The 8260-nt window shown below is 60.6% G+C and carries 8 protein-coding genes; 3 read left to right on the top strand and 5 right to left on the bottom strand.

Going from position 1 to position 8260, the window contains the following annotated elements; genetic code table 11:
• Positions 1–139 precede the first annotated feature (139 nt).
• Positions 140–1237 (top strand): TrmB family transcriptional regulator, encoded by a 1098-nt coding sequence (locus tag WBV42_RS03610; protein ID WP_423984826.1) that lies wholly within the window; start codon positions 140–142, stop codon positions 1235–1237.
• 150 nt (positions 1238–1387) lie between these two features.
• Entirely contained in the window at positions 1388–3622 is a 2235-nt protein-coding gene (locus WBV42_RS03605; protein ID WP_423984825.1) for a glycoside hydrolase family 3 N-terminal domain-containing protein, read from the top strand.
• Between the two features lie 1009 nt (positions 3623–4631).
• On the opposite strand, the gene WBV42_RS03600 is transcribed toward WBV42_RS03605, so the two are convergent.
• Both WBV42_RS03600 and WBV42_RS03595 read right to left on the bottom strand, forming a co-directional pair.
• Positions 4632–5153 (bottom strand): HAD family hydrolase, encoded by a 522-nt coding sequence (locus tag WBV42_RS03600; RefSeq protein WP_423984824.1) that lies wholly within the window; start codon positions 5151–5153, stop codon positions 4632–4634.
• A gap of 50 nt (positions 5154–5203) precedes the next feature.
• Positions 5204–5488 (bottom strand): ArsR/SmtB family transcription factor, encoded by a 285-nt coding sequence (locus WBV42_RS03595; protein WP_253226388.1) that lies wholly within the window; start codon positions 5486–5488, stop codon positions 5204–5206.
• A gap of 93 nt (positions 5489–5581) precedes the next feature.
• Here WBV42_RS03595 and WBV42_RS03590 point away from each other — a divergent pair, with 93 nt between their 5' ends.
• Positions 5582–5884, top strand: a complete 303-nt coding sequence (locus tag WBV42_RS03590; RefSeq protein WP_423984823.1) for an amphi-Trp domain-containing protein — start codon at positions 5582–5584, stop codon at positions 5882–5884.
• Here WBV42_RS03590 and WBV42_RS03585 read toward each other — a convergent pair.
• The 3 genes from WBV42_RS03585 to WBV42_RS03575 all read right to left on the bottom strand — a co-directional run.
• Entirely contained in the window at positions 5878–6618 is a 741-nt protein-coding gene (locus WBV42_RS03585) for an ABC transporter ATP-binding protein (RefSeq protein ID WP_423984822.1), read from the bottom strand. The two genes, WBV42_RS03590 and WBV42_RS03585, sit on opposite strands and share 7 nt — an antisense overlap.
• Positions 6615–7925 (bottom strand): ABC transporter substrate-binding protein, encoded by a 1311-nt coding sequence (locus tag WBV42_RS03580; protein WP_423984821.1) that lies wholly within the window; start codon positions 7923–7925, stop codon positions 6615–6617. The genes WBV42_RS03585 and WBV42_RS03580 overlap by 4 nt, the downstream gene beginning before the upstream one ends.
• Before the next feature lie 89 nt (positions 7926–8014).
• Positions 8015–8260, bottom strand: a 246-nt coding sequence (locus WBV42_RS03575) for a hypothetical protein (protein WP_423984820.1), incomplete at its 5' end; no start/stop codon positions are given.

Genomic DNA, 8260 nt, shown 5'->3' with positions numbered 1-8260 from the left:
CTGATTCTGTCGTCATACAAATCCAGTCCTGTAGAACGTGAGACGAAATCCGAATTCGTTTATCACGTTCGAAACCATATGAAAATATCCTCCGAAACAGTGAGAAAATTTATTCGTGGGGACTGCGCGTCTATTGGACATGGACGATGACAGGCTTCGGGAAGCCCTCGAGGAAGCGGAGTTGACGGCGTATCAGTCGGATGCGTACGTTACATTACTCGAACAGGGGATGGCATCCGCCGTGGAGGTGGCACATCAGTGCTCGGTCCCGGTATCCCAGATCTACGACGTGTTGCGGGCGCTAGAACAGAAGGGGTACATCGAGACCCTCGAACAGGACACGCTTCACGCTCGCCCGAAGGACCCCGTATCGATCCTCCAGAAACTCCGTTCCCGTGGCCAGATGATGGACGAAGCGGCGGACGCCATCGAGGACCGGTGGCGACGGCCGTCGCTCAGTTCACACATGGTGAGCGTGGTCAAACACGAGGATACCGTCATCGACCGCGCCCGAGATCTCATCCGTGATGCCGAGAGTTTCATCCAGCTCTCGGTGACCGTCGAGCAGTTCGAAGCGCTTACGAACGCGTTGCAGGACGTACGCAAACGCGATGTCGTGGTGCGGGTCACCGTGTATCCCGACGGTGAGTCCGACGACTGGCTCACGGCTATCGACCTCGAAAAAACCCTCTCCGAGCTTCGAGTGTGTCATATTCCTGGCCCGTTCCTGACCATCGTCGATCGCACGATGACGTGTTTCACGCCGAACGACTGGGCGAACCGACCGTTCGGCGTCCTCATCGACGATTACATCCTCTCGTTCATCTTCCACTGGTACTTTCAGACCTGTCTGTGGTCCCTCTGGGACACCGTATACGTCGATTCGGACGTCGCACGCGTTTACATGACCCTAGAGGAGTTCGTCCGTGACGCCGTCGCCCTCCAAGCCGACGGCGCACGCATTACCGCTACCGTCCACGGGTTCTGGATCGATCGTAACGAGGACTGCGAGATCACCGGCCTCGTCACGGACATACTGTATCCTTCCGTGCATCGCTCGACGACACGTCCGTCGTACGATGAACTGGCGGGATTCGTCCGAGTCCAGATGGCGAACGAGGACGGAACGTACAGCATCGGGAGTTGGGGTGCCGTCTACGAGGATATCGAGGCGGTCCGGATCGTGCTGGAGGACATCGATTACACCTCGTCTTGGGACGGAATTCCCGGACGGTAGTGAGTGTCGGAATTTCTCGGATCTCACCGTCCGTAGTCACGTAGCGACCCGAGGAACCTCGTCGGATGGATGTTCGGGACCGAACTCGATGTACGCGGCCGATGGTATCCTAAGAAAAGGTTATTAACAGGTCACACAAAAATATACTCCATGGCGGAGCAAGAAGAAAGCCATTCACCACCAGAGACATCGGTCTCGACAGCAGAGCGAGTCACGGACCTCATCGGTCGGATGACGCTCGAAGAAAAGGTCGGACAGCTCACGGGATCGTACATCGGGACACTCGACGATGGGCCACACGGAATCGAAGATGTCATCGACGAAATCGAGACACATCACGTCGGTGCCGTCGCGCCGTTCGGTTGGGGCGGTTCGCCGAACGAACACGCTTCTGAGGCCATCGAAGCCGCGAACGAACTCCAACGGCACGCCAAGGAGAACACGCGGCTCGGAATCCCGCTCCTCTTCGGTGCCGACGCTATCCACGGCCACGCCTACATCAAGGAGGCGACGGTGTTCCCGAACAACCTCGGTCTCGCGGCGACGTGGGACGACGACCTCGCCGAACGCGTCGCCACCGTAACGAGAACGGAGATGCGGGCGACGGGGGCCGCGCAAAACTACTCCCCGACCTGTGACGTGGCACGGGACCAGCGATGGGGTCGGGTCGGGGAGACGTTCGGCGAGAGTCCGTATCTCGTCGGCAAGTTCGCCGCGAGCAAGGTACGGGGATACCAAGGGGACGGTCCGAGCCCCGAAACCGTCGCCGCAACGGCGAAGCATTTCCCGGCATACGGTGCCCCGACTCGCGGCGAAGACGCCGCACCGGTCGAGATATCGTCGAAGACGCTTCACGACGTGTTTCTTCCCCCGTTCGAGGAAGCGTTGGATGCCGACGTCGCATCGGTCATGCCGTGTTACAACTCGATCGACGGGGAACCGGTTCACGGCTCCCAGCGCTACCTGCAGGAACTTCTCGGCGAAGGGTTGGGATTCGATGGACTCCTCGTCTCCGATTGGGGCGGCGTCGATCAACTCCACGCGGAACACCGTACTGCAGGCTCTCCCATCGAGGCGACACTGCAGACACGACTCGCCGGACTCGACATCGCGTCGGTTGCGGGCACCGACCACGCCGAACACGTCCTCGAACTCGTCGAGGAGGGTGAACTCTCGGAGGACCTGATCGACGAAAGCGTCGAGCGAATCCTCACGACGAAGTTCCGACTCGGCCTCTTCGAGGACCCGTACGTCGACCCCGAAACCGCGGAGAAACTGCTCGGCTCCCCGGAGCACCAGCGGGTCGCCCGGGAGGCGGTCGAAAAGTCGCTGACGCTGCTCCAGAACGACGGAGACCTCCTTCCGCTTTCCGACGATATCGGCGAGGTGTTCGTCGGCGGACCGAACGCGGACGAAATCGTCCACCAACTGGGCGGGTGGAGTAGCAACGACCCCGACGGCGTGCCGGGCACCACCGTCCTCGAAGGGATTCGGGATGCCGTCGGTGAGGACGTCACCGTCACCCACGAACGGGGGAGCGGTATCAACGAACCGGACGATATCGACGCAGCAGCGCGAGCGGCGGCGAACGCGGACGTCGCCGTCCTCGAGCTCGGCGAGGATTGGTATCTCCACGAGTTCGGACCGACGATGGATACGACGAGCGAGACTGGGGAGTTCCCGACTCGGTCACAGTTGTCGCTCCCGGAGTCACAGCGTGAACTCGTGGCTGCCGTCGAGGAGACTGGGACGCCAGTCGTCGCGGTGCTCATCACGGGGCGACCGCTCGCGGTGCAATGGCTCGCGGACACCGTGCCGTCGATACTGATGGCGTACTATCCCGGAACCGTCGGTGGCGAGGGAATCGCTCGGACGCTCTTCGGCGAGAGCGAACCCGGCGGTCGGCTTCCCGTCTCCATGCCTCGGTCGGCGGACTGTCTCCCGACGTATTTCAACTACCTTCCGCACCCGCATCCCATCGGCGCGGACGAACATCCCCCGTCGTACGACCCGCTGTTCGAGTTCGGTCACGGGCTGAGCTATACGACCATCGAGTACGACTTCGTGGACGTCTCGTCCGACGTGATTCGTCCCGACGAACCGGTGACGGTGGACGTTTCGCTCGAAAACACGGGTGACCGGCGCGGAAGCGAGGTCGTCCAGTTGTTCGCATGTGACGAGTTCAGTTCGGTCGTGACGCCCGTGCGCGAACTGAAGGGGTTCGAACGTGTCGAACTCGACCCCGGTGAACGCACGACCGTCTCGTTCTCGCTCTCCACCGACGACCGACTGTTCGCGCACGAACCCAGTGGGTACGGTGACACCGGCCGACTACGGCTTTTCGTCGGCGAACACGTCCACGACCTCCGCGTCGATTCGAACTAAACACCTCTCGAACAGCAGCTCTCACGCACTTTCTCACGCCGCTCGGAGACGAGCGTCACCGTTGTTCCCGCATATCGTCCGAAAGAGATGAGTTCCAGTTGGTCGTTACAGCGTCTGTTCACGCTCTGGCCACGACCATACATGTCTATAATATTACGATTTTTATATTCTCATGTAATATTGGAGAAATAGTAGACAGTAGGGGGACAGAATGATCAGATATCTGTTACGAGAGGGGACAATAGACAGAATTCTTATGGTATGTAACGGACCATCACTCCACGCTCGGTGGGCATTTTCGAATGTGGAACCGTTCATGGGGCGCTGGACACCGACGTTCATCGCTCGATGTCATGTGCCGTTACAGACATAGGTCTGTTCGTATAATCTCGCTTTCCCGTATCGTCGAGACCAGTAGCGGTGGCACCGGATCGAATCGAAACGACCGATCGACCGCTCGTTCGATCATCGACCCCACTAACCAATATTGTATAAAATACACAGTAGTCATTCACTCATAAATACCAAACATATGAAGCGGAATAATCTCCTGTCGTGGCAGTAACCACCAATGAGCTGCTAAAAATACAGCCGTAGATGCATCTATTCGAATCTAGCCCAATATTTTATCAAAATTTCGCAACTGACTGATCGGTAAATCGTTTACTCGGCAAAAATGGTGAGTGTCCGATTCATAGAGTCTCTATCCGTAACTTCGGGTAGAATTTTCTCGAACCGTATGCTGTGAGTGTTGAACATTCGTCGCAGCCGTTTTGTTATAAATATACAATACTGTGTGGGGTTGGCGACCTTGGATGCTTCTTTTGCGGCGTCAAATCAGGATCGATCGTCGAGGGTCGTGAGACGTTTTCGAGTGATATTGCGCCGTTCGTTGGAACCCGCTCGGCGAGGTTTGGATTCCGTTTCCATGCCGGTGACCACCGATGCCGGTTCGGTATCCGAAATCATCGACGCTTCATCGGGGTACGTGCCGGTCACGAAGTAGCGATCACACCCTCCGGAATGCGGTTCCTGCCTTCCGGGCCGTCACCGCATCACTGTCCGAGTCCCCGACGAAGAGGGTTCGTTCCGGAACCGCGTCGAGACGGTCCACGGCGGTGAGCAGTGGTTGTGGGTGTGGTTTCCGTTCTGTGACCGAGTCCCGCCCGACGATGACGTCGGTTCCGTTCGGAACGCCGTGCTCCTCCAGCGCGAGACGGCACGCCGCTTCACAGTTGAGCGAGCAGATGGCGACCGGCCGTTCCACGTCGGCGAACTCCTCCAACAGCGGGAGTCGTTCGGATTGCCGCGCTCCGGCGCGTTCGGCCGCCGCGAGGTGCGGTTCGATCTTCTCCTCGATACCGAGTGATTTCGCGACCGGCAACAAATCAAGCGCATCGTTCGCGGTCGCTTCGCCGCCATGTTCCCGAATTATCGGCTGTATCTCCTTTGCAGCGGCGGCCCAATCCACGGCGAGCCGAACCAGCGTTCCATCGAGGTCGTACACGACCGCATCGTATTCGTCCGTCACTTCTTACCGTGCGACGTTCGAGTTGATAAACCTCCCCGCCGGACTCATTCTCAAGCCGTTCCTCCATCGATATCGCTCGCTTGGACGATGAACGTCCGCTCCGGATACGGCGCGGCACGGAGGGTGACGACCTTCGTCAGCCGGTAGTACTTTCGATTTCCTTGCCTGTATGGTTCGATGAGGTCCGCCCCCTCCAACGCCCGCAGGTGGTGCACGGCCGTCTTCCCGTCCATTCCCACTTCCTCCGCGAGTTCGGAGACGTACATCGGTTCGCGCGAGAGAAGCCGTAGGATTTCGAGACGGGGTTTGCTCCCGAGCATGTCGAGCAGTGACATCGAACCGGATACGACGGCGACCCCCAAAGAACCACACCACGAACTGCCCGCGGGCGTACGATAATTTAATTGTCCCCCCGTCGTGGACGTGGTATGGACGACAACGTCGAACTCCCGACGGACGGCAACTCGGAACCATCGGAAGTCACCGACGGCTTCTTCGAACGCGAAGTCCAGCTTTCGCGCGAACAGACGGCCACGTTCCTCCGCGAACTCGCCGATCAGATCGAAGCGGGGACGAAGCTCACGGTTTCGACGAGCGACTGGGAAATTCCGTTCGAGTACGACGAACCCATCGAGGTCGAAGTGGAGTTCACCGGCGGCCGTGAGGACGAACTCGAAATCGAACTGGAGTTCACCGAGGCAACGACCGACGACGACCTCTCCGTTCACTGATCGGCGTGGAGCGACGCTCGCACTGTCGCGACCTGTTCCTGATAGGCGTCGGCGTCGAAAATCCCCCCATCTCGAGGGCGGGGAAGGTCGATGTCGAACGTCGTGCGGATCCGACCTGGATCGTTCCCCATCACGACACAGCGGTCCCCGAGTAACACGGCTTCTGGAACGCTGTGGGTGACGAACAACACGGTCTTTCGCTCCCGACGCCAGAGGTCTCGAACTTCGATTCCCATCTCCTCGCGGGTGAGTTCGTCCAGTTCGCCGAACGGTTCGTCCATCAGCAGCACGTCCGCACCGAGGTGGAGTGCCCGCGCGATGGCCACGCGCTGTTTCATTCCCCCCGAGAGTTCGGCCGGACGGTTCCCCTCGAACCCGTCGAGCCCCATCGTCGAGAGTAACTCGCGCGCGTCGGCACGCTTCGGCGACTTTCCCGCCATCCGTCGCAGGAACACGACGTTTTCGAGGGCCGTCTTCCACGGCAACAGCGTGTGCTGTTGAAAGACGACGCCGATGGTCCCCTCGCTTCGCGCTTCGTCCGGTGAGCGTCCGTCCAATCGAATCCGCCCGCGCGTCGGCGTCTGAAGCCCGCTGACGGTTCGTAACAGGGTCGTTTTTCCGCAACCGGACGGGCCGATGATGGTGACGAACTCGCCGTCCGGTATCCGGAGGTCGATGCCGCCGAGGGCAGTTACGTCGCCGAACGAAACGCCGACCTCGTCCAATTCTATCATCGCTCGGTCCCCTCGCTTCCGAGCGATCCGACGCCGTCGAGCGCGGTCGCTAACCGATTCCATAGCTCTGCTTCCCCCCACCCCCATCCGAAGTTGCGAACCGCGTCGGTGGTCCCGAACTCCGCGACGGCCGCTTCGAACGTCCGTCGCTCTCGGTTGGGGGAACTGGGTTCGGCATCGTCGTGTGCTTCGACCGCCTCCTCGACGCGGGATGGGTTTTGTCGGGCGGTCGTCCATCCAGCCGTCGTCGCCGCGAGGAACGCGGCCAGTTCCGGTTCACGTTCCGAGAGGTCCTGCTCGTTCGTTACGATTGCAGGACCGGGGAGGGGAAACCGTTCCGCGACGGGAATCGACTCGACCGAGATTCCGCCGTCCCGTAGTTTCCGTGGGTCGGAAAACGAACCCGTGACGGCGTCGACGGCTCCAGAAAGCAGTGCGGCACGCTCCTCACCACGGAGGTCCACGATTTCCACGTCGTCCAGGACGTCCCCTTGCGAGAGGAACAACCGACCGAGCAGCCCCGTCTCGGCGGTCGATGGCATTCCGATACGGAGGCCACGAAGCTGTTCGGCGCGCTCCAATGGACCGTCGAACGTCGTTCGCAGTCCGTAGATGGCCGTCATGGCGTGTTGGAACAGCAGGGCGACCGGGACGATTTCCTCGCCCTCCGCTCGCGCCCGAAGGACGGTCGCCGCGCCGCTGACCGCAACGTCGGCAGTCTCCGAGACGATCCCGTCGAGCGCGGCCCGCGACCCGTCGTGAACGTCGAACCGAACGGACAGCCCCCGTTTTTCGTACAGTCCCGTCTCGTCCGCGACGAACAGCGGCGCGTGGAGACCGTTTGGCCGCCAGTTCAGCGCGAGCGAGACCGACGCGTTCGTGGCGTGTGAAATCGGTGGGTCCGAAACCGTCGAGTCAACCTCGGCGGCGGCGTTCGGTTCGGGGAACGCTCCTGCCCGCGCGAGCAACTCGTTGGCGTGCTCGTCGTACACGGCTTCGACCGTCTCCTCGACGCTTCCGGTCGCACGCCACCTCGTCGCCGGTCTACCGGGTGTCTCGTCCCGAACCGTGGTCGCCTCGATCAGTTCGCGTTCCGTCAGTTCGGCCAGTGCGTTCCGCACCGCCTTTCGATTCGATCCGGTTCCGATCCGAACCGCGAGCAGCGACGCCGGTTCCGTCGTGAACTCCTCCCTTCGGCACAACAGATACGCCAGTACTGTCGCCGCCGGTTCTCCAATCCCGCACGCAAGTCTGTCGACGACCGATCGGTCGGCCTCCCCCAAGACCGGAAACTCCCGAACCCGCATCCACAGAGCATGCAATAACTAGGGGTAAAACTCTGTCCCCCGTTTCTGCGCTTCCGTCCGTTACCGTACCGTCAGTACCGATTTGCCCGTTACCGTACCGTCCGTTCGGCCCCCTCGACCGCCTCCCGAATCTGCTCGGCGTAGAACCCCGTTTCGTACTCCGATAGTTCGTCCATGTCGAGCAGTGCCGCGACGATGTTGGCGAGCGTCTCCACCCGGTAGAGCGGTTCGTTTCGCTCGAAGGTGCTGTCCACGTTTCGCCGTTCCCGGTATCCGTCGTAGAACGTTTCCCGGACGTTCCAGTCGGCGTTCGGGTCGTGCATCCAGAAACAGTT

It is taken from the genome of Haladaptatus sp. (genome assembly GCF_049589095.1).
Taxonomy (GTDB): Archaea; Halobacteriota; Halobacteria; order Halobacteriales; family Haladaptataceae; genus Haladaptatus.
This window is presented reverse-complemented; position numbering and strand designations above follow the sequence as displayed.